The sequence below is a fragment of the Luteimonas sp. 8-5 genome, assembly GCF_029763755.1.
In the GTDB taxonomy this organism is placed as follows: domain Bacteria; phylum Pseudomonadota; class Gammaproteobacteria; order Xanthomonadales; family Xanthomonadaceae; genus Cognatiluteimonas.
The window spans coordinates 1-16,986 of sequence record NZ_JARUVM010000104.1; the positions used below are offsets into that span (position 1 = coordinate 1).

Below are 16,986 nucleotides of genomic sequence, written 5' to 3' on the forward strand. Positions count from 1 at the left end.
GAAACATCAGTCTGGCTCAACGAAGCCGTGTGGCGACGCGGGAGGAGTCCATTCGATCATTCAAGCCGAGCCGGAACTTCCCCGACGGGTAGCTCCTGCGTCAGGCGCAGTGCCCACATCCTCGGCAAACGAGCCATGATCGAAAAGCTACTCAAAAGATATCGCGAGTACGCGAACACAGAAGAAGCGTTTGCCGTCCTTCTGGTGAAGAAGCATCTCGCGCAGGCAAAAGGCCATTGGGTTGATGTTGTCGACTGCCGTCGTTACGAGATGTCTTCCGACAACATGCACTTTAGATTCGTTGTCGGTGGTCTGTTCAGAAGAAGGATCCATCCCAAGTATCCGCCACGCTCGGATTACACGGCTAATGGAAGATTTGATGGGCGCGCTTACTATTTGATGGCACGCGCCATAACCTGGGAAACGGCGCACGCGGATATCGAGCAGCAGAAGGCAAGAAATGTCTTGCCCCTGGGGTTCGAGATAAGGGGCGTCAGCTATGACAAGAATGCTGGCAGCAAAGGCTACTTCACGGACAATGCCCCGCCAGAGATAAAAGCGCTGGCGGACAATCTTCTCGACCGTACGGATCCACTGTGGGACAGCGCTCTGCAGTACGTCAATGCGCCAGAGTTTGTTTATGAAGCTCGCCAGGCCAGGGTCCTACCGCCCGGTGCCCAACAGTTCGTTCAAGCCGACACGGCTTCGCAGCGCCGGTAAAGTCCCACAGGATTGCGACTCTGCCGCCGTCGCAAAGCGGCGCGGCTTGATTTGATCGCTGGATTCCATGAAAAAGATTGCTGCGACCACCATATCCATTGCCCTGATGCTTGTTGCCGTGGTCGGCATGGGTTTGGAATCCTTCTACCCGAAACCCATCACGTTCCTGCTTGCCGCTCCAGTTGCGCTCTTCACGGCGTATTGGCTCATGAACGCGCGAGTCCCCTACAAGGCAGAGCCATCGTCGAGGTCGTTCGGGAAGCGGGATAATCGCGGGCTACGCACCATCATTTTCCTGGTAATGGTGGTTTTTTCCTATCTGGCGCTCATCTATTTCGGCGCATCCATTCTTGCAATAGCGACTGGGCAAGCCCAGTACCGCGTGGGAATCGTCAATAGCTGGGACCCGAGCTCGCAAAAAGCGTTTACGCGTAGGCGGTCAGGGCGCTGCGCACGACTAGGCGCCACTATCAAGACAGGTGACGGGGACCTGGATATGTCCATGTGCATGGGAAGAAACCTTCCTTTCATGCTTGGTGAAGGATCCGCGGTCTTCGTCGAAACGGTGGAGTCGCCATTTGGCACCCTTGTTACCGGTAATCTACGCTTCTAGGCAAGAGCCCCTTTCGAGGTATATCACATGCCCAGGAACAGCGACGACATGAAGTCCACCAACCTCGGCATCGGCATCGCGCTTGGTGTCGAAATTGGCACGGGCTTCGGCGCCGCCCTCGACAATGTGGCCTTGGGCGTGGGCTTTGGCATTGCCCTGACTCATTGAGCAGCCATGACACCTGATGCCCCCCAAGCCGTCACCCTCTGCGGGCACCGCGTCCCCTGCCGGCACGTCTGCGCGTTCGTGTCGTCGATCGACGAGCAATACCGGATCCTCAATCCCTATTTCCACGAGGGCATCGAGGCGGGCGAGGAGGTCCTCACCATCGTCGAGTCCGGCTTCCATGTCGAGCATCTGGAGCGGATGCGCGCCGGCGGCGTGGCCGTCGACCCGGCCCTGGACAGTGAGCAGCTAAGGGTCCTCGCTTCCGAGGACACCTACCTGCTCGGCGGCATGTTCGTGGTGGACCGCATGTACATGCTGCTCGAGGAGCAGTTGCGCAACGCGACCAACGGCCCGCGTGGACGGCTGCGCGTGTATGGCGATGCGGTCTGGATCATGCGCAACCTGCAGACCACCGACGAACTGATGGCCTACGAGGCCAAGGTCAACCTGCTGGCGTCGCAATACGACTGCACCCTGCTCTGCGTCTACGACATCAACGAGTGCAGCGGGCAGGTCGTGGCCGATGCCCTGGCCACGCACTCGCACGTGATCCTCGGCGAGCAGGTGCACGAGAACCCGTTCTTCGTCGAGCCGCTGGAGTTCCTGAAGTCGGTGGCACTGCGGCGGCCGCGAGCAGCACCGATCCAGGCGCCTGCGTCCTGACGCCCAGTCGGGTCAGTCGGACATTTCCATACCCAGCGCTGCACGCTCCAGGTGCGTGGCCATGTCGCCGGGGATGGTGGCGAAAGAATCGGCGTCGATCATCGCAAGGATGGACGGCAGGGCTGCCTTGTCGACCAACGCGTCGTCGATGGTGCCCAGCAGTTGCAGCGGCCCATGCCTGGTGGCGGCAGCCTGCGATGCCAGCATGCATTCCGGTACGAGCAACCAGGCCGATGGCCCGGCATAAAGACGGAATTTCAAGAGTCGCTCCAGCCCGAACTGGTGAGCTGCACGGAGGCCCAGGAAGCACGAAGGGGTGACTCACCCAGCGAATGCAAGGCCGATCATGCGCTACCCGGTGTAGGATTGCGTGAATGACCTGAATGGGCGAAATCCCAGCGATGAAGCGCGTAACCGGCATCGGCGGCATCTTCTTCAAGGCGCGCGACCCCAAAGCGCTTTCGGCCTGGTATCGCGACCATCTCGGCCTGGACGTGAGCGACTGGGGCGGCGCGGTGTTCCAGTGGGGCGGCGACGGCAGCGAAGCGGGCATCACGCTCTGGAGTCCCTTCGCGGCGGACACGACCTACATGGCGCCGGGCACCGGTTCGTTCATGGTGAACTTCCGCGTCGCCGACCTGGACGCGCTGCTGACGGCCTTGCGGGCCGAAGGCTGCAACGTCCTCGCCAAGACGGAAACTTCCGAGCAGGGGCGCTTCGGCTGGGTCATCGATCCGGACGGCAACAAGGTGGAGCTGTGGGAACCGCCGGCATGATGCACTCGCGCACGGCCGGGCTCCTGTTTGCCTTGTCGCCCATCGCGCTCGTCGCGATCTGCGGCGCCATCCAGTTCATCGCGGGGCACTACCTCGGCGTGTGGGCATGGGTCCCCACCATGCTCGGCTTCTGGCTGGTCATCGGATTCCTGCTGCGCCGGTATCCACGCCCGCCCACGAACAGGTTCGCGCGCGCCACCGGTTCGGTCTTCTGGTCGGCCCTTGCCGTCATGGCCGGCTTGCTCTCGCTGCACGGGTTCGCGAGCCATTGGTCGCTGCTCTCGGACACGGGACTGGTCGCGGCATGGCTCGTGTTCGCCCTGGTCAATCCGTGGTTCGAGGAGTCGTACTGGCGTGGCATGCTGATGGACTCCACCGCCTCGTGGGGCAAGGCCGCGAGCCTGCTGTATTCGTCGGCATGGTTTGCAGCCAGCCACCCCCTCATCTGGGGTATCCATTCGCTGCCGCTGCGCAAACCCGAGGCGGTTGGCGCGTTGCTCCTCGTCGGGGTGATATGGGGCCTGGCCTATCAACGCACCGGCAGCCTGCGCTGGTGCGTGGCCGGCCACATGCTGGCCAACCTGCTGGGACTTGGGGCGCTCGTGCTGCTCAACCTCTACGATCCCACCATCCGGTAACGTGGCGATCAACGCACCCCGCACGGCGGTTCTGCTGGTGGTCGCCGCCATCGTCTCCCTGCCTGCCATCGCCTGGGCGGCATTCAAGCCCATCCGGATCCTCGCGCCCGAGCTCAATGGGGTGAGCTGCTTCGACAGGATCTGCGTCGAGGAGCCGGGGCGGCTGCACGAAGCGCGGGCACTGCAGCAGGCCGCGATAGCCGCCGTGGGGCGCGAGCTGGTTGCACTGGAGGAACCACCACTGACCGTGTTCTGCTCGAGCCGCGCCTGCTATCGCTCGTTCGGCGGCGGCGTGGAGCGTGGCGCCACGCTGTTCGACTGGGGGGTGATCCTGCCGCCGGAATCCTGGGTTCCGCACATCGTCGAACACGAATACATCCACATGCTCCAGGCGCAGGAGCTCGGCTTGCGCGGCAGGGAGCGGACACCGGACTGGTTCAAGGAAGGCATGCCGTTCTTCGTGAGCGAGCCGCCCGAGTACGACCTTCCGGAATACGCACGGCCGCTCGCGCTCCGTTACCGGGAATGGGAACAAAGCGTCGGCCGCGAAAATGCATGGCGGGCAATCGAAGGCGCCCGACGCTGATGCGTCTTTCGATCAGACACGCTGTCGATTCCGACATCGCCTTCTGCGAGGCGGTGAGCCGCGGCAACATGGCGCATTACCACGCGACGCGTGGCGTCGAATGGAGCCGCAAACGCTTCCAGACTACGTGGGGCGAGTTCGAGAATTACATGCTGCTGGCCAACGACGAGATGGTGGGGGTGCTCCGTCTGCTGGCAAACAACGATGCTCTGGACATCCGTGACTTGCAGGTCCTGCCCGCATGGCAGAATCAAGGCATCGGTAGCTGGGCGATTGCCTGGACCCGGGCGGACGCCGTGCGCCGTGGTTTTCCACGCGTCGGGCTGCGCGTCTTCGTCGACAATCCGGCCTTGCTGTTGTATGAAAGACTCGGATTCGAGACCCGAACCGTGGACGAACACGGCAAGGTCCACATGACTTCTCCCGCCGCGTAGGAACAGGCGGGAATGGTTTATCTTTGCCCCCATCGATGAGACATGGAAGTCGTTGAATGGACAGATGCCCGCAGTGCGATGAAGCTTTCGAACCCGGCTATTCCGTCTGCTGGCGCTGCGGCACCAGCGCTGACGGCGCGCCGCCGGCTGATGGCTTCGTTCCCGACGAAGCGCCACCCGCCTCGCGAGCGCCGGTCGTGCGCAAGTTGAACTGCCTGCGTTGCGGGGAGCCGATGGTGCTGTCGCGGCGCATGAAGTTCCACGAAGGCTCGCGTACCTGGCCGGTCGGATTGGGGGATGTGGGCGAGCTCCTGGTGAACCGGGAAAGTTTCGATGTCCACGCGTGCGCCAGTTGCGGAAAAGTCGAATTCTTCCTGGCATGACGCAGGAGGCACGATGACGAGGGAGATCCGCATCCTGGTTGCCGCAGTCGCGGCGAGCTTCCTGGCCACGGGGTTGCCATACTGGCCCATTCCCTATGCGCAGGTCGGGTTGCCCGGGGACATCTGGGGCTGGGGCCTGGTCGCCGTGGGCGCCATCTCGTTCCTTTGCCGCGCCTTTCTGGGCACCCGTGCCTGGCTGACCGCGCTCGTCGCCGGCTCTGCCGTTCCGGCCGCCGTGTTCGCGCGGGTCGTCGCGGAGGGCATCCGGGATCCGACCTCGCACAACCTGTGGCCGCTGGAATTGATATTGTCGGCAGGCCCGGGCCTCCTGGTCGCGGGCGTTGGGGCGCTCGCCGGCGCTTTGCTGGCGCGCATCGTGGGACAAGGGGGAGTGCAATGACCGACGCAATGCTTGGGCTGGGATTGTTCAGCGGAATCCTGGGCCTGTTCGTGTTCTTCTTCCTGCTGCTGGTGGCGATCGTCTGGTTCTTCCTGCCGTTCGCGATCTTCGGCACCAAGGGGCGGCTGGATACGCTGATCGCCGAAAGCCGCCGCACCAACGAGCTTCTCACCCATTTGCTGTCGCAACGAAACGCCCGCAGCGACTCCTGAGGCCGGAAAACGAACAGCCATGGCTTCCGATCCCGGCTTCGTCGAATACGTCGTTGAGCAGATCGGCCTCGGCGACGAACTGGTGCACAAGCGCCTGTTCGGCGAGTGGGGTCTGTGGCTGGACGGCAGAATTGTTGCGCTGGTGTGCGACGACCAGCTGTTGCTGAAACCGACGCCCGCCGGCCGGGCGTTGCTGGGCGGCGATCCGCCCGGCGTGGAACCCTACCCGGAAGCCAAACCGTGGTTCCTGGTCGAGGATCTCGACGACAGCGAAGCCCTGCGCAAGCTGTTGCGTACGACCTTCGACGCCCTTCCCACTCCGAAGAGGAAACGGAAATGAGCAATGCACCGAAGTGGTTGACGCCCGTCGCCATCGTGGGCCTGCTGTGGAACCTGCTGGGCTGCTTCGCCTGGGTCATGGACATGCGCCTGACGCCGGAACAGGTGGCGGCGATGGGCGCGGAGATGCAGCAGCTGTACGCGTCGCGCCCGCTGTGGGCGGTCTCGGCCACCGGCGTGGCGGTGCTCGGCGGCGCGGTCGGCTGCATCGGCCTGCTGCTGCGCAAGCGCTGGGCTTCGAAACTGCTGTGGCTGTCGCTGGTCGGCGTGATCGCCCAGGACATCGGCCTGTTCGTGCTTGCCGACGGCGCAACACTGGCCGGGCCCGGCGCGGTGGCGATGCAGGGCGTGGTGCTGGTGATCTCCATTGCCCTGGCGCTGCTGGGCCGCCATGGCGTACGCGCGGGCTGGCTGCGCTAGACTCGGGGCTCGTACCGGAGTTTCCCCATGGCCGCTTTCCTCCTGTGGTGCCTGTTGCTCGTCGTGTGCTGGCCGCTGGCGCTGCTCGCACTCGTGCTCTGGCCGCTGGTATGGCTGGTGTCCCTCCCGTTCCGGCTGGTCGGCATCACCTTCGCCGCGATCTTCGCGTTCCTGCGTGCGCTGCTGTTCCTGCCGGCGCGCGTGCTGGGCGGGCCGGCCGCGACTGCCTGAGTCGCGGCTGCCGCCGCTCCCACGGGTCAGGGACTGACGATCGCGCCGCGCAGGCGCGAGACGCCGTCGACGATGTCGGTCCACGCGATGTGCGCGACACCGTCGCGCAGCACGATCTGCGGATAGCCGGTGGCGCGGCCGCGACCCTGCAGCTTCGCCACTTCCAGGCGCTGCAGTTCGGTCGACAGGTCCGGAGTGCGCCGCGACAGCCACAGCGACTGGCCGCCCGCATCCTCGCGGATCCACAGGATCCAGGCCTGGGCTTCGTCGAGGGCGACTGCGGTGCGGCCCTGCACGGCATTGCCCTGCTCCAGCACCACCGGCGGGCGGAAGCTGGCGCCGGCGTCGGTGCTGCGCGCCACCTGCACCAGCGGCTTGTCGTCGGCCGCGGTGAACCAGGCAACGACGACGTTGTCACCGTGGCTCGCGATCGCCGGGCCGTTGACCGGGCAACCGGCCATCACCCAGTTGTCCGGATGCACCAGCACCGGCTCGCTCCAGCCGTCGGCGGTCATGCGCACGACCACGATGTCGCGGACCTCGGCTGCGGTGCGGTCGCGGTAGGCCAGCACAGGCCCTTGCGTGGTCATCGCCAGTTCGCTCTGGCAGCAGTCGCAGGTCATCGTGTCGAGCACGGTGTCGTCGCTGCGCTGCAGGTTCAGGTCGAAGGTGGTGGCGCGCAGCTGGGTGCTGCCGTGCCCGTGGTGCATGCCTTCGCCGGTGTCGGCACCCTCTTCCATCGGCGGGCCTGCCAACCAGGCAACGCCGATGCGGTCGCGGCCGACCGGCCACAGCGCGGCAAAGCCGTGCTCGGCCATGATGCCGGTGTCGTTCACCGCGACCGGGGTGCTCCAGTTGAAGCCGCCGTCGGAAGAACGCGCCAGGGCGATGTCGCCGGCGTGGCCTTCGCCGCGCTTCTGCATGAACTGGACCCAGAGCGCGCCGTCCGGGGTCTGCGCGATGTGCGGCACGTTCGCCCAGCTGGCCATCAGCGACTCGCCGACCACGACGCTGCGCGCCGAACTGTACCAGTGGCCGTTTTCGGCCATGCCGACGTACATCAGCGCAGGCCTGCGGCCAGGCAGGCGGCTGATCCAGGTGAGCAGCACGCGGCCGTCGGGCGCGGACGCCAGGTCCGGCTGGCCGGAGTGCGCCTGCGCGGGGATCGGCCATTCGTGTACGGCGTAGGGCTGCTTCGGATCCGCGACGACGGCGGCGGCATCCGGTTCCTTGCCGCAGGCGGCGACGGCGAGCAACAGCAGAACGGCGATCAACTTGCGCATGGATAGTCCTTTCGCGGCTTCCGCCGCTCCCACTGGGCGACGTGGACGAGCAGGAGGGAGATGGCGGCGGGGGTGACGCCCGGGATGCGCTGCGCCTGGCCGATGGTCTCGGGGCGCACGCGCTCGAGCTTCTGTTGCGCTTCGGCGGACAGGCCGCGTACCTGCGCGTAGTCGAAGCCGTCGGGAATGCGCGTGGTCTCGTGGCGCTGCTGGCGCGCTATCTCCTCGCGCTGGCGTTCGAGGTAGCCGGCATACTTCACGCCGATCTCGACCTGCTCGGCCACGTCGGCATCGGCCACCGCCGGCATCAGCGACGGCAGCGACAGCAGCCTGGCGTAATCGACTTCGGGCCGCTTGAGCAGGTCCAGCGCGTTGGTCTCGCGCGACAACGGCAGCTGCAGCACGCCGGCGACTTCGCCGCCCAGCGCGTTCGCGGGCGAAGCCCACAGCGCGCCCAGGCGCGCGGTCTCGCGTTCGACCGCATCGCGCTTGCGCTCGAAGGCGGCGAAACGCGCGTCGTCGACCAGGCCGAGCTCGCGGCCGATGCCGGTCAGGCGCAGGTCGGCGTTGTCTTCGCGCAACTGCAGGCGGTACTCGGCGCGCGAGGTGAACATGCGGTACGGCTCGGGCGTCCCCTGGGTGATCAGGTCGTCGATCAGCACGCCCATGTATGCCTGGTCGCGGCGCGGCGACCATGCCTCCAGGCCGCGCACGAAGCGCGCGGCGTTGAGGCCGGCCACCAACCCTTGCGCGGCGGCTTCCTCGTAACCGGTGGTGCCGTTGATCTGGCCGGCGAAGAACAGGCCGGAGACCGCCTTGGTCTCGAGCGAGGCCTTGAGCCCGCGGGGATCGAAGTAGTCGTACTCGATCGCGTAGCCGGGCCGGGTGATGTGCGCGTTCTCGAAGCCGCGGATCGAATGCACGAGCTCCAGCTGCGCGTCGAACGGCAGCGAGGTCGAGATGCCGTTGGGATAGATCTCGGTGACGTCCAGGCCTTCGGGCTCGACGAAGATCTGGTGCGAGGCCTTGTCGGCGAAACGCACCACCTTGTCCTCGATCGACGGGCAGTAGCGCGGCCCGGTGCCTTCGATCTGGCCGCTGTACAGCGGCGAACGATGCAGCGCGCCGCGGATGATCTCGTGGGTGCGCTCGCTGGTGTGGGTGATCCAGCACGGCACCTGGCGCGGATGGTCGTCGCGCGAGCCCATGAAGGAGAACACCGGGCGCGGATCGTCGCCGGGCTGGATCTCCATCACCGAGTAGTCCAGCGTGCGGCCGTCGATGCGCGGCGGCGTGCCCGTCTTGAGGCGGTCGACGACGAAGGGGCGCTCGCGCAGCCGCGCGGCAAGCGTGGTCGCCGGCGGATCGCCCATGCGCCCGGCGGCGTACTGCGTTTCGCCCACATGGATCCTGCCGGCCAGGAAGGTGCCGGCGGTCAGCACCACGGCGGGCGCCTCGAAGCGCAGGCCGGTGTTGGTGATGGCGCCGCGGACGGCGTCCCCCTCGATGATGAGGTCATCGACGGGTGCCTGGAAGATCGTGAGGTTGTCCTGCGCCTCGACCGCCCTGCGGATGAAGGCGCGGTACAGCGCGCGGTCGGCCTGGCAGCGCGTGGCGCGCACCGCCGGGCCCTTGGAGGCGTTGAGGCGGCGCCACTGGATGCCGGCCGCGTCGGCCGCACGCGCCATGATCCCGCCCATGGCGTCGATCTCGCGCACCAGATGCCCCTTGCCGATGCCGCCGATGGCCGGGTTGCAGCTCATCGCGCCCACGGTCTCGATGTTGTGGGTCAGCAGCAGCGTGCGGGCGCCGGCGCGGGCCGCGGCCAGTGCGGCCTCGGTACCGGCATGGCCGCCGCCGACCACGATCACGTCGTGGCGCTGGAAATCCTGGCGCGAGCGGGCGGGCTGGGTCACGGGGGCATTATCGCGCGGGAAAAGTTGGCACGGTTCCTGCGTCTACATCCATGCACCCGGCGTGGCAGATGCGTCAGGGGCGCTCAGGGGCCCGGATGGAACAGGGCGGGCCCAGCGCATACCGGGGAAGCAACGAGGGGCTGGCGTCGGGGGGCGCCGGCCCCTCTCCTTTTCCAGGGCCCTTGCGTCCCGGGAAGAGTGCCGACACCCGGCGAGGTAACGGAACAGGGGGGATCCGGAGGTCCCCGCCGGGTATCGACATAGGAGCGATGTGACGCGATCAGGGTCGCGATGGGACGCGCAGCGTCACATGGACGCTAGCTTGGGCATCCACGCCGGGGCACGCAAGCCCGATCAGAGTTCCGTAGTGGGACCGCGGTCTCGTTTCCGGATGCTCCGGACTTCCGAAGAGCGGGAGCGGACCGGATTCGACCGCTGCGGAACCGCATTCGACCGCTGCCGGACCGGATTCGAGCGCTGCGGGGCCGGGCTGGATCGCTGCGGGGTGACCCGCCGATACGGGGCCGCGCCGGGTTCGGCGCTGGACGGGCGCACGCGGTCGTGCACGCGGGCGCGCTCGCGCAGGCGCTCCAGGTCGCGCCACGGCGCAGTCGGGCGATCCTGGTTGTCGTTGCCGGCCGGAGGCGGATTCTGGCCCGGACCCGGATCGTTGCCGCCGTTGTGGTTGCCACCGTGGCCGTGACCGTGGTGCGGACCCTTGTAGGGTGGCCGGTAGTAGCCACCATAGCCATATGGATAGCCGTAATAGCTGCGGTAGCTGAAGTACGACGGGTAGCCGTAGCCGTAGGCCCCATAGCCGTAACCGCCGTAGCCGTACGACGGGTAGCCGTAATAGCGGTACTCGGTGCCCGGCTGGCCATAGTAGTAGTCGCCGGCGGTACCGCTCCGGTACTGGTAGCTCGCACAACCGGCCAGCAACAGGGCGGCGAGTGCGGGAAGAATCAGCTTGCGGATCATGAGCCTGGCCCCTGCGGAGTGGGCCCAGCATCGGCGCCAGGCATTGAATCGGTGCTTAATCCTGCGCCATCGGGGTGGCTGCTGCCTGAACGGCTCAGGTATTACGATGCCGCATGACCAAGGAAAACCCCTCGCTACCCGGCTTCCGGGACGTTCTCGCCGCGGCCGCACGGATCGCCCCGCATGCCCATGCCACGCCGGTGCTGCGCTCGCGCACCCTGGAGGCGATGGCCGGTTGCGAACTGCACTTCAAGTGCGAACCGCTCCAGCGCGCGGGGGCGTTCAAGTTCCGCGGGGCCTGCAACGCGGTGTGGGCGCTGGACGCCGACACGGCCGCGCGCGGCGTGGTCACCCATTCTTCCGGCAACCACGGCGCTGCGCTGGCGCTGGCGGCGCGCACGCGTGGCATCGCCTGCCATGTGGTGGTGCCCGAAGGTGCGGTCGAGGCCAAGCTCGCCGCGATCCGCGGCTATGGCGCGACCCTGCATCGCTGCGCGCCGACGATCGCCGCGCGCGAGGCGAAGGCGGCCGAGGTGCAGCGCGGGACCGCGGCCACGTTCGTCCATCCCTATGTGGATCCGATGGTGATCGCGGGCCAGGGAACGGTGGCGCTTGAACTGCTCAACGCCGCCGGCACGCTGGACGTGCTGGTAACGCCGGTGGGTGGCGGCGGGCTGGCGTCGGGTTGCGCGCTGGTGGCGGCTGCGCAGGCGCCCGGCTGCCAACTCGTGCTGGCCGAACCGCGAGGCGCGGCGGACACCGCGGCGTCCCTGGCCACCGGTCGCCTGGACCACGATTTCGTTCCTGACACGATCTGCGACGGATTGCGCGGGACGCTCGGCGCGCCGGGCTTCGAGATCCTGCGCCGCCATGGCGCGTCGGTGGTGGTGGTCGACGACAGCGACACCGTTGCGGCGATGCGCCTGTTGTGGACGCGGCTGAAGCTGCTGGTCGAGCCCTCCTCCGCCATCGCCCTGGCCGCGGTGCTGCAGCAGCGCGAGCGGTTTGCAGGCAAGCGCGTGGGCGTGGTGCTCAGCGGCGGCAACGTCGACCTGGACGCGCTGCCGTTCTCAACCTGAGGGCGCGTTTCCGCGACGCCGGATCGGAATCCGGTTGGCGGGGAAGCTGGCGATCTCGGCGTCGCGCTCGCGGATCGGTGCACCGGCAGGCGGTGCCCAGGCCATGGCGGTGATGATCTCCCAGGTCGCCGGCAGGCCCTGCGCGTCGCCGTATTCGCGCGCGTAGTGTTCGGCGGCGCGGGCGAAACGCGACTTGCCGGTGAGCGTGTGCCGGCGCCCGCGCAATGCGTTGGTCGCACCCAGCGCACGCAGTTCGCGCATCAGCGCCGGCAGGTCGGGATAGCGGTTGACGATGTTGTCGCGGTCGAGCACCGGATCGCGGAAGCCGGCATGCATCAGCGCGTCGCCGAAGGTGGCGATCGAGGCGAACGGGCTGACGTGCGGGGCCTCGGCATCGGCGGCGGCAAAGGCATTGCGCAGCTCGAATAGCGTGTCGGGGCCGAAGGTGGAGACCAGCAACATCCCGCCCGGGCGCAGCACGCGGCGGAATCCGGCGAACACCGCAGGCAGATCCTCGACCCACTGCAGGCACAGGTTGGAGAACAGCACGTCGATGCCGCCGTCGGCCAGCGGCAGTGCGCGTGCGTCGGCACAGACGCGGTCGACGCGCCGGCGCAACGGATGCCAGCGTTCGCGGTTTCGACCCTCGCGCAGCATCGGCAAGGCCAGGTCCATCGCCAGCACGTGCGCCTTCGGCCAGCGGCCGCGCATCGCGGTCGCGGCGCGACCCGTGCCGCTGCCCAGGTCGAGCACGCGCTGCGGCACGGTGTCGTCGCCATGGCGCGCGGCATGGAACTCCAGCGACTCGAGCAGCTGCGCCTCGACCTCGCGCTGCAATGCGGCGGCGGCTTCATAGCCGGGCGCCGCACGCGAGAACGCGCGTCGCACCTGGCGCGCATCGAAAGTGTCGCCGTGGTTCACGACAAGGGGTTCACTGCAGTTGCTCCATCAGGGCGGAAAGACGAGTGGCGACTTCATCGCCATGGGTCAGGAAAGGCGCATGTCCTGCGTGTTCCACCACGTGCACGGTCGAGGCCGGCGCCAGCGCCGCGGCGTCGCGCATCGCGCGTGGATCGACCAGGCGGTCGCGCCGCCCGGCCAGCCACAGGCTCGGCACCTGCAGGCCGGGCAAGGTGTCGCGCAGATCCGTGGTCTCGAGCAACTCCAGGCCCTCGGCAAGCACCGACGCGGCGGGCTCGCAGCGTTCGAACAGTCCTTCGCGCAAGGTGCGGATCTCGTCCTTCGCATGTTCCGAACCGAACGCCTCGAGCGCGACAAAGCGATCGAGCGTACCGCGGTAGTCGTCGCGCAGGCCGCTGGCGAAGTCACGGAAGACTTCCGCGGCCACGCCATGCTTCCAGTCCTCGCCGCGAACGAAGCGCGGGCTGGCGCACAGCATCGCCAGCGCAGGCACGTCGGCAGGTCGCGTGGCTGCGGCATGCAAGGCGATCAGGCCGCCCAGCGACCAGCCGCACCACGACGCGCCGGCAGGCACCACCTCGGCGATCGCGTCGACGCAGGCCTGCAATTGCAACGGCACGCTGCAGTCGCGGCTGTTGCCGTGCCCCGGCAGGTCGACCACGTGCATGCGGAAACGCCCGCGCAGGCGTTCGACCAGGGGCGCGAAGATGCCGCCGTGCATGGCCCAGCCGTGCAGCAGCACCAGCGGCGGACCGTCGCCCGCGACCTCAACGTAGATTTCGTCCCTGTACCGGCGCGTGCTCATGCGCCGCGGTCCGTGCGCAGGACGCGCGGGTCGGGCCTGGCGCCCGCCGGCGGGCGCGCTACCAGCCAGGCGAACGCAGCGATGCCCAGGACGATCAGGACCACGCCCCACAGCGCGATGCCCCGCGGCCAGGCCTCGTGCAGGAACCACACACCGAGCAGCATGGTGATCAGCAGTTCGGCCGCCTGCATGCCTTCCACCGCGCCCAGCGCGGCCGGTTTGTCGCGGACCATGCCGGTGGCCTGGAAGAACAGGATCATCGCGACGACGCCGGCGCTGAGCGCGACGCCGGCCGTAAGCAGCACCTGCGAAAGGGGCGGAACGCCGGCCTGCGACCAGGCGTACAACGCGACCAGCCACCACAGCGGCTGGCCGGCCAGGGTCATGCCGAACACGCGCTGGGTGGCGTTGAGCGGTTCGCCGGTGTCTTCCAGGTGCAGCAACAGCAGGCGGTTTCCCAGCGGGAATGCGATCGCGGCTCCCAACACGCACGCCAGTGCGATCCATCCGGCGCGGTCGAGCGGCCCCTGCGCATGACCGACCTGCATCATCAGCACGCCAGCGAAGATCGCCGCGCCGATCGCCAGTGCCGCGCGCGGCACGCGCCTGCGCGCGTCGCGGTAGATGAAGGGCGCGCACAGCATGCCGGCGATCACGGTGAACATGAAGGAACCGGCGACCAGCCACGACGGCCCGCTGCTGGCGGCGAACGCGAGCAGGCAATAGAACACCACGAAGCCGATCCCGCTGTAGCGCAGCCACGCCATCGGATGCGCAGCGATCGAACGCAGCACCGGCGCCGTGCCGCCCTGCCAGGGCATCAATGGCAGCAGCAACGGCAGGGTCACCAGGTATCGCAACGACGCCGTCCACGCCCAGTGCCCGTCGTCGATGGCGATGGCGCGGTTGAACAGGTAGGTCTGGCTGAAGAACAGGCCCGACAGCAAGGCAACCGCGATCGCCGCCAGCGCGCGGCGACGATCCTGCGCGGCGGCGCTCATGCCGGTGTTGCGGCCCGCCGCCCGGACAGCTGGTCGCGGGCCCGGGCCAGCCCGTGCAGCAGTGCATCGATCTGCAGGCGGTCGTGCCCGGTGCTCAACGTGATGCGCAGCCGCGCGCTGCCCTCGGGCACGGTCGGCGGCCGGATCGCAGCCACCCAGAAGCCCGACTGCTCGAGCGCCGCCGACATCGCCGACGCAGTGCGGTCGTCGCCGCACAGCAGCGGCTGGATCGGCGTGTCGGACGGCAGCAGCGACAGGCCCAGCTTCTGCGCACCGGCGCGGAAATGGGCTATCGACTCCTGCAGCTTGTCGCGGCGCCATTGCTCGCGGCGGGCGAGCTTCACCGCGGCCAGCGCGGCGGCGGCCTGGGCCGGCGGCAATGCGGTGGTGTAGATGTACGGACGCGCGGTCTCGGAAATGTGCTGGATCAGCGCGGCATCACCGCAGAGCACGGCGCCATGGCTGCCCAGTGCCTTGCCCAGCGTGGCCAGCTGCAGCGGCACCTGTCCGGCATCCAGGCGGGCGGCGGCAACGCTGCCGCGTCCGTCCGGGCCGTGCACGCCGACGCCGTGCGCATCGTCGACATACAGCATCGCGTGCTGCGCGCGCGCGACCAGCGCCAGCTCGCGCAGCGGCGCGATGTCGCCGTCCATGCTGAAGACCCCGTCGGTGGCGATCATCGCCGCGCCTTCGGGCAACGCGCGCAGCTGACGGATCGCGCCTTCGACGTCGCCGTGCGGATAGCGGCGCAGCCGGCAATCGGCCAAGCGCGCGGCATCGATCAGGCTGGCGTGGTTGAGCTTGTCCTGCACGCAGGTGTCGCCGTCGCCCAGGAGCGACTGGACCACCGCGAGGTTGGCGGTGTAACCGCTGCCGAACAGCAGCGCGCGCGGCGTGCCGAGCCAGTCGGCCATCTCCTGCTCGAGCGCGTCGTGCGCGGCGTGGTGGCCGCAGACCAGGTGCGAGGCGACGCCGCCTGCGCCGTTGCGCGCGGCGCTGTCCTGCAGCGCGTCGACCACCGCGAAGTGCTGGGCCAGGCCGAGGTAGTCGTTGCCGCAGAAATCCAGCAGCCAGCGCCCGTCGACCTCGCAACCCACGCCGTCGCGACGGACCACGCTGCGCCGCACGCGGATCCGACCGTGCGCCTCGCGTTCCAGGCGCTGGGCTTCGATGCGGTCGTGGATGTCGGGTCGTTGCATGGGATCAGGCGATCAGGCGATCGCAGGCTCGGGCTGGCTGGTGATGGTGGCATGAATGGTGCCGCCATGGTCATGGTCGGCCGCGTCCACCTGCACCGGCATCGGTACCAGGCCGAGGCGCGCGAACAGGGCCATGTCGCGCTCGGTGTCGGGGTTGCCGGTGGTCAGCAGCTTCTCGCCGTAGAAGATCGAGTTGGCGCCGGCGGCGAAGCACAGCGCCTGCAGCTCGTCGGACATCTGTTCGCGCCCGGCCGACAGCCGCACCATGGACTTCGGCATCAGGATGCGGGCCACGGCAATGGTGCGCACGAACTCGAACGGGTCCAGCTCGGCGGTACCCGCCAGCGGCGTGCCCTCGACCTGGACCAGGCGGTTGATCGGCACCGAATCCGGATGCGCCGGCAGGGTCGCCAGCGCCTGGAGCAGGCCGGCGCGCTGCTCGCGCGACTCGCCCATGCCGACGATGCCGCCGCAGCAGGTCTTCATGCCCGCGTCGCGCACGTGCGAGAGGGTATCCAGGCGGTCCTGGAACTCGCGGGTGTGGATGATCTCGCCGTAGAACTCGGGCGCGGTGTCCAGGGTGTGGTGGTAGTAGTCCAGGCCGGCGGCCTTGAGCGCCTGCGCCTGCGGGTCGGACAGCATGCCCAGGGTGGCGCAGGTCTCCAGGCCACGCGCCTTCACCTCCTGGATCATGGACGCGACCTTGGGAATGTCGCGGTCCTTGGGCGAGCGCCAGGCCGCGCCCATGCAGAAGCGCGAGGCGCCGGCGGCCTTGGCCTGGCGTGCCTTCTCCAGCACCGCCTCGGTGGACATCAGCTTGGTGGCGTCGACGCCGGTGTGGTAGCGCGCGGCCTGCGGGCAGTAACCGCAGTCCTCGGGGCAGCCGCCGGTCTTCACCGACAGCAGGGTGCTGACCTGGACCTGGGCCGGGTCGAAGTGTTCGCGATGGACGCTGGCGGCGCGGTACAGCAGCTCCGGGAACGGCAAGGCGAACAGTTCGAGCACTTCCTCGCGGCGCCAGTCGTGGCGGAGGACGGGCCTGACAGCAGACATGGGCATTTCCTGACGGCAGCCGGAGCTGGAACCGAGCAGTCTGGAAACCATGCCCGAGCCTGTCAACCGCAACGCGGCCCAGCCGGTTGACGGGCGGCGGCGCTGGCGGCTTCCACTCCCCTGGCGGCCGCGCTGCCTGGGCTGCGGCGAAGCGGCCCGGCCGGCCCT

At 68.1% G+C, this 16,986-nt stretch carries 23 protein-coding genes; 14 read left to right on the forward strand and 9 right to left on the reverse strand.

Annotated elements, in window-relative coordinates:
• Positions 1 to 135 precede the first annotated feature (135 nt).
• The 3 genes from QAA18_RS10395 (at position 136) to QAA18_RS10405 (ending at position 2,164) form a co-directional block, all read left to right on the forward strand.
• Positions 136 to 720 (forward strand): hypothetical protein, encoded by a 585-nt coding sequence (locus tag QAA18_RS10395; protein ID WP_279412869.1) that lies wholly within the window; start codon positions 136 to 138, stop codon positions 718 to 720.
• Between the two features lie 67 nt (positions 721 to 787).
• Positions 788 to 1,333, forward strand: coding sequence for a hypothetical protein (locus tag QAA18_RS10400; RefSeq protein ID WP_279412870.1), 546 nt, complete (start codon positions 788 to 790; stop codon positions 1,331 to 1,333).
• A gap of 174 nt (positions 1,334 to 1,507) precedes the next feature.
• The gene (locus QAA18_RS10405) at positions 1,508 to 2,164 is read left to right on the forward strand and encodes an MEDS domain-containing protein (RefSeq protein WP_279412871.1); all 657 of its coding nucleotides are present in this window, start codon (positions 1,508 to 1,510) and stop codon (positions 2,162 to 2,164) included.
• Positions 2,165 to 2,176: 12 nt separating this feature from the next.
• Here QAA18_RS10405 and QAA18_RS10410 read toward each other — a convergent pair whose 3' ends face one another.
• On the reverse strand, positions 2,177 to 2,425 hold the full coding sequence (locus QAA18_RS10410; protein ID WP_279412872.1) for a hypothetical protein: 249 nt from the start codon (positions 2,423 to 2,425) through the stop codon (positions 2,177 to 2,179).
• Positions 2,426 to 2,565: 140 nt separating this feature from the next.
• Here QAA18_RS10410 and QAA18_RS10415 point away from each other — a divergent pair, with 140 nt between their 5' ends.
• The 10 genes from QAA18_RS10415 to QAA18_RS10460 are packed head-to-tail and all read left to right on the forward strand — an operon-like array spanning position 2,566 to position 6,583.
• Positions 2,566 to 2,940: a VOC family protein gene (locus QAA18_RS10415; protein ID WP_279412874.1), complete on the forward strand. Its 375-nt coding sequence runs from the start codon at positions 2,566 to 2,568 to the stop codon at positions 2,938 to 2,940.
• Positions 2,937 to 3,578, forward strand: coding sequence for a CPBP family intramembrane metalloprotease (locus QAA18_RS10420; RefSeq protein WP_279412875.1), 642 nt, complete (start codon positions 2,937 to 2,939; stop codon positions 3,576 to 3,578). The genes QAA18_RS10415 and QAA18_RS10420 overlap by 4 nt, the downstream gene beginning before the upstream one ends.
• Position 3,579: 1 nt before the next feature.
• Complete coding sequence (locus tag QAA18_RS10425; protein ID WP_279412876.1) at positions 3,580 to 4,164, forward strand: hypothetical protein; 585 nt, start codon at positions 3,580 to 3,582, stop codon at positions 4,162 to 4,164.
• On the forward strand, positions 4,164 to 4,598 hold the full coding sequence (locus QAA18_RS10430) for a GNAT family N-acetyltransferase (protein ID WP_279412877.1): 435 nt from the start codon (positions 4,164 to 4,166) through the stop codon (positions 4,596 to 4,598). The genes QAA18_RS10425 and QAA18_RS10430 overlap by 1 nt, the downstream gene beginning before the upstream one ends.
• Before the next feature lie 56 nt (positions 4,599 to 4,654).
• Positions 4,655 to 4,981, forward strand: coding sequence for a hypothetical protein (locus QAA18_RS10435; protein WP_279412878.1), 327 nt, complete (start codon positions 4,655 to 4,657; stop codon positions 4,979 to 4,981).
• Positions 4,982 to 4,994: 13 nt separating this feature from the next.
• Complete coding sequence (locus QAA18_RS10440; protein ID WP_279412879.1) at positions 4,995 to 5,381, forward strand: hypothetical protein; 387 nt, start codon at positions 4,995 to 4,997, stop codon at positions 5,379 to 5,381.
• Positions 5,378 to 5,593 carry a hypothetical protein gene (locus QAA18_RS10445; protein WP_279412880.1) on the forward strand — a complete coding sequence of 72 codons (216 nt, stop codon included), beginning with the start codon at positions 5,378 to 5,380 and terminating at the stop codon, positions 5,591 to 5,593. Before QAA18_RS10440 ends, QAA18_RS10445 begins: the two co-directional genes overlap by 4 nt.
• Positions 5,594 to 5,612: 19 nt before the next feature.
• Entirely contained in the window at positions 5,613 to 5,933 is a 321-nt protein-coding gene (locus tag QAA18_RS10450) for a TfoX/Sxy family protein (RefSeq protein ID WP_279412881.1), read from the forward strand.
• Positions 5,930 to 6,352: a hypothetical protein gene (locus QAA18_RS10455; RefSeq protein ID WP_279412882.1), complete on the forward strand. Its 423-nt coding sequence runs from the start codon at positions 5,930 to 5,932 to the stop codon at positions 6,350 to 6,352. The genes QAA18_RS10450 and QAA18_RS10455 overlap by 4 nt, the downstream gene beginning before the upstream one ends.
• A 27-nt stretch (positions 6,353 to 6,379) precedes the next feature.
• Positions 6,380 to 6,583, forward strand: a complete 204-nt coding sequence (locus QAA18_RS10460; protein WP_279412883.1) for a hypothetical protein — start codon at positions 6,380 to 6,382, stop codon at positions 6,581 to 6,583.
• Positions 6,584 to 6,609: 26 nt separating this feature from the next.
• Here QAA18_RS10460 and QAA18_RS10465 read toward each other — a convergent pair whose 3' ends face one another.
• The 3 genes from QAA18_RS10465 to QAA18_RS10475 form a co-directional block, all read right to left on the reverse strand.
• The gene (locus QAA18_RS10465) at positions 6,610 to 7,866 is read right to left on the reverse strand and encodes a sialidase family protein (RefSeq protein WP_279412884.1); all 1,257 of its coding nucleotides are present in this window, start codon (positions 7,864 to 7,866) and stop codon (positions 6,610 to 6,612) included.
• On the reverse strand, positions 7,854 to 9,782 hold the full coding sequence (mnmG, locus tag QAA18_RS10470) for a tRNA uridine-5-carboxymethylaminomethyl(34) synthesis enzyme MnmG (protein WP_279412885.1): 1,929 nt from the start codon (positions 9,780 to 9,782) through the stop codon (positions 7,854 to 7,856). Before mnmG ends, QAA18_RS10465 begins: the two co-directional genes overlap by 13 nt.
• Before the next feature lie 354 nt (positions 9,783 to 10,136).
• Positions 10,137 to 10,760, reverse strand: a complete 624-nt coding sequence (locus QAA18_RS10475) for a hypothetical protein (RefSeq protein WP_279412887.1) — start codon at positions 10,758 to 10,760, stop codon at positions 10,137 to 10,139.
• 113 nt (positions 10,761 to 10,873) lie between these two features.
• On the opposite strand from QAA18_RS10475, the gene QAA18_RS10480 reads away from it, so the two are divergent.
• A complete protein-coding gene (locus QAA18_RS10480) occupies positions 10,874 to 11,839 on the forward strand; it encodes a pyridoxal-phosphate dependent enzyme (protein WP_279412888.1) in 966 nt (321 codons plus the stop codon).
• Here QAA18_RS10480 and bioC read toward each other — a convergent pair.
• Genes bioC through bioB form a run of 5 tightly spaced genes read right to left on the reverse strand, consistent with a single transcriptional unit; the run spans position 11,831 to position 16,818 of the window.
• Positions 11,831 to 12,760: a malonyl-ACP O-methyltransferase BioC gene (bioC, locus tag QAA18_RS10485; protein WP_279412889.1), complete on the reverse strand. Its 930-nt coding sequence runs from the start codon at positions 12,758 to 12,760 to the stop codon at positions 11,831 to 11,833. The genes QAA18_RS10480 and bioC overlap by 9 nt on opposite strands.
• A 10-nt stretch (positions 12,761 to 12,770) precedes the next feature.
• Complete coding sequence (gene bioH, locus QAA18_RS10490) at positions 12,771 to 13,538, reverse strand: pimeloyl-ACP methyl ester esterase BioH (protein ID WP_279412894.1); 768 nt, start codon at positions 13,536 to 13,538, stop codon at positions 12,771 to 12,773.
• A gap of 23 nt (positions 13,539 to 13,561) precedes the next feature.
• Positions 13,562 to 14,566: a multidrug resistance efflux transporter family protein gene (locus QAA18_RS10495; RefSeq protein ID WP_279412890.1), complete on the reverse strand. Its 1,005-nt coding sequence runs from the start codon at positions 14,564 to 14,566 to the stop codon at positions 13,562 to 13,564.
• Positions 14,563 to 15,765 carry an 8-amino-7-oxononanoate synthase gene (bioF, locus tag QAA18_RS10500; RefSeq protein ID WP_279412891.1) on the reverse strand — a complete coding sequence of 401 codons (1,203 nt, stop codon included), beginning with the start codon at positions 15,763 to 15,765 and terminating at the stop codon, positions 14,563 to 14,565. The genes QAA18_RS10495 and bioF overlap by 4 nt, the downstream gene beginning before the upstream one ends.
• A gap of 12 nt (positions 15,766 to 15,777) precedes the next feature.
• On the reverse strand, positions 15,778 to 16,818 hold the full coding sequence (gene bioB / locus QAA18_RS10505; RefSeq protein WP_279412892.1) for a biotin synthase BioB: 1,041 nt from the start codon (positions 16,816 to 16,818) through the stop codon (positions 15,778 to 15,780).
• Positions 16,819 to 16,986 lie beyond the last annotated feature (168 nt).

Excerpts from the sequence above, each read along its gene's own strand:
- QAA18_RS10450 (WP_279412881.1), top strand. The coding sequence starts at position 5,613 with ATGGCTTCCGATCCCGGCTTCGTCGAATACGTCGTTGAGCAGATCGGC.
- QAA18_RS10435 (WP_279412878.1), top strand. The coding sequence starts at position 4,655 with ATGGACAGATGCCCGCAGTGCGATGAAGCTTTCGAACCCGGCTATTCC.
- QAA18_RS10455 (WP_279412882.1), top strand. The coding sequence starts at position 5,930 with ATGAGCAATGCACCGAAGTGGTTGACGCCCGTCGCCATCGTGGGCCTG.
- QAA18_RS10430 (WP_279412877.1), top strand. The coding sequence starts at position 4,164 with ATGCGTCTTTCGATCAGACACGCTGTCGATTCCGACATCGCCTTCTGC.
- QAA18_RS10395 (WP_279412869.1), top strand. The coding sequence starts at position 136 with ATGATCGAAAAGCTACTCAAAAGATATCGCGAGTACGCGAACACAGAA.
- QAA18_RS10440 (WP_279412879.1), top strand. The coding sequence starts at position 4,995 with ATGACGAGGGAGATCCGCATCCTGGTTGCCGCAGTCGCGGCGAGCTTC.
- QAA18_RS10420 (WP_279412875.1), top strand. The coding sequence starts at position 2,937 with ATGATGCACTCGCGCACGGCCGGGCTCCTGTTTGCCTTGTCGCCCATC.
- bioF (WP_279412891.1), bottom strand. The coding sequence starts at position 15,765 with ATGCAACGACCCGACATCCACGACCGCATCGAAGCCCAGCGCCTGGAA.
- QAA18_RS10400 (WP_279412870.1), top strand. The coding sequence starts at position 788 with ATGAAAAAGATTGCTGCGACCACCATATCCATTGCCCTGATGCTTGTT.
- bioB (WP_279412892.1), bottom strand. The coding sequence starts at position 16,818 with ATGTCTGCTGTCAGGCCCGTCCTCCGCCACGACTGGCGCCGCGAGGAA.
- QAA18_RS10415 (WP_279412874.1), top strand. The coding sequence starts at position 2,566 with ATGAAGCGCGTAACCGGCATCGGCGGCATCTTCTTCAAGGCGCGCGAC.
- QAA18_RS10465 (WP_279412884.1), bottom strand. The coding sequence starts at position 7,866 with ATGCGCAAGTTGATCGCCGTTCTGCTGTTGCTCGCCGTCGCCGCCTGC.
- QAA18_RS10475 (WP_279412887.1), bottom strand. The coding sequence starts at position 10,760 with ATGATCCGCAAGCTGATTCTTCCCGCACTCGCCGCCCTGTTGCTGGCC.
- QAA18_RS10460 (WP_279412883.1), top strand. The coding sequence starts at position 6,380 with ATGGCCGCTTTCCTCCTGTGGTGCCTGTTGCTCGTCGTGTGCTGGCCG.
- QAA18_RS10480 (WP_279412888.1), top strand. The coding sequence starts at position 10,874 with ATGACCAAGGAAAACCCCTCGCTACCCGGCTTCCGGGACGTTCTCGCC.
- QAA18_RS10445 (WP_279412880.1), top strand. The coding sequence starts at position 5,378 with ATGACCGACGCAATGCTTGGGCTGGGATTGTTCAGCGGAATCCTGGGC.
- QAA18_RS10495 (WP_279412890.1), bottom strand. The coding sequence starts at position 14,566 with ATGAGCGCCGCCGCGCAGGATCGTCGCCGCGCGCTGGCGGCGATCGCG.
- QAA18_RS10405 (WP_279412871.1), top strand. The coding sequence starts at position 1,508 with ATGACACCTGATGCCCCCCAAGCCGTCACCCTCTGCGGGCACCGCGTC.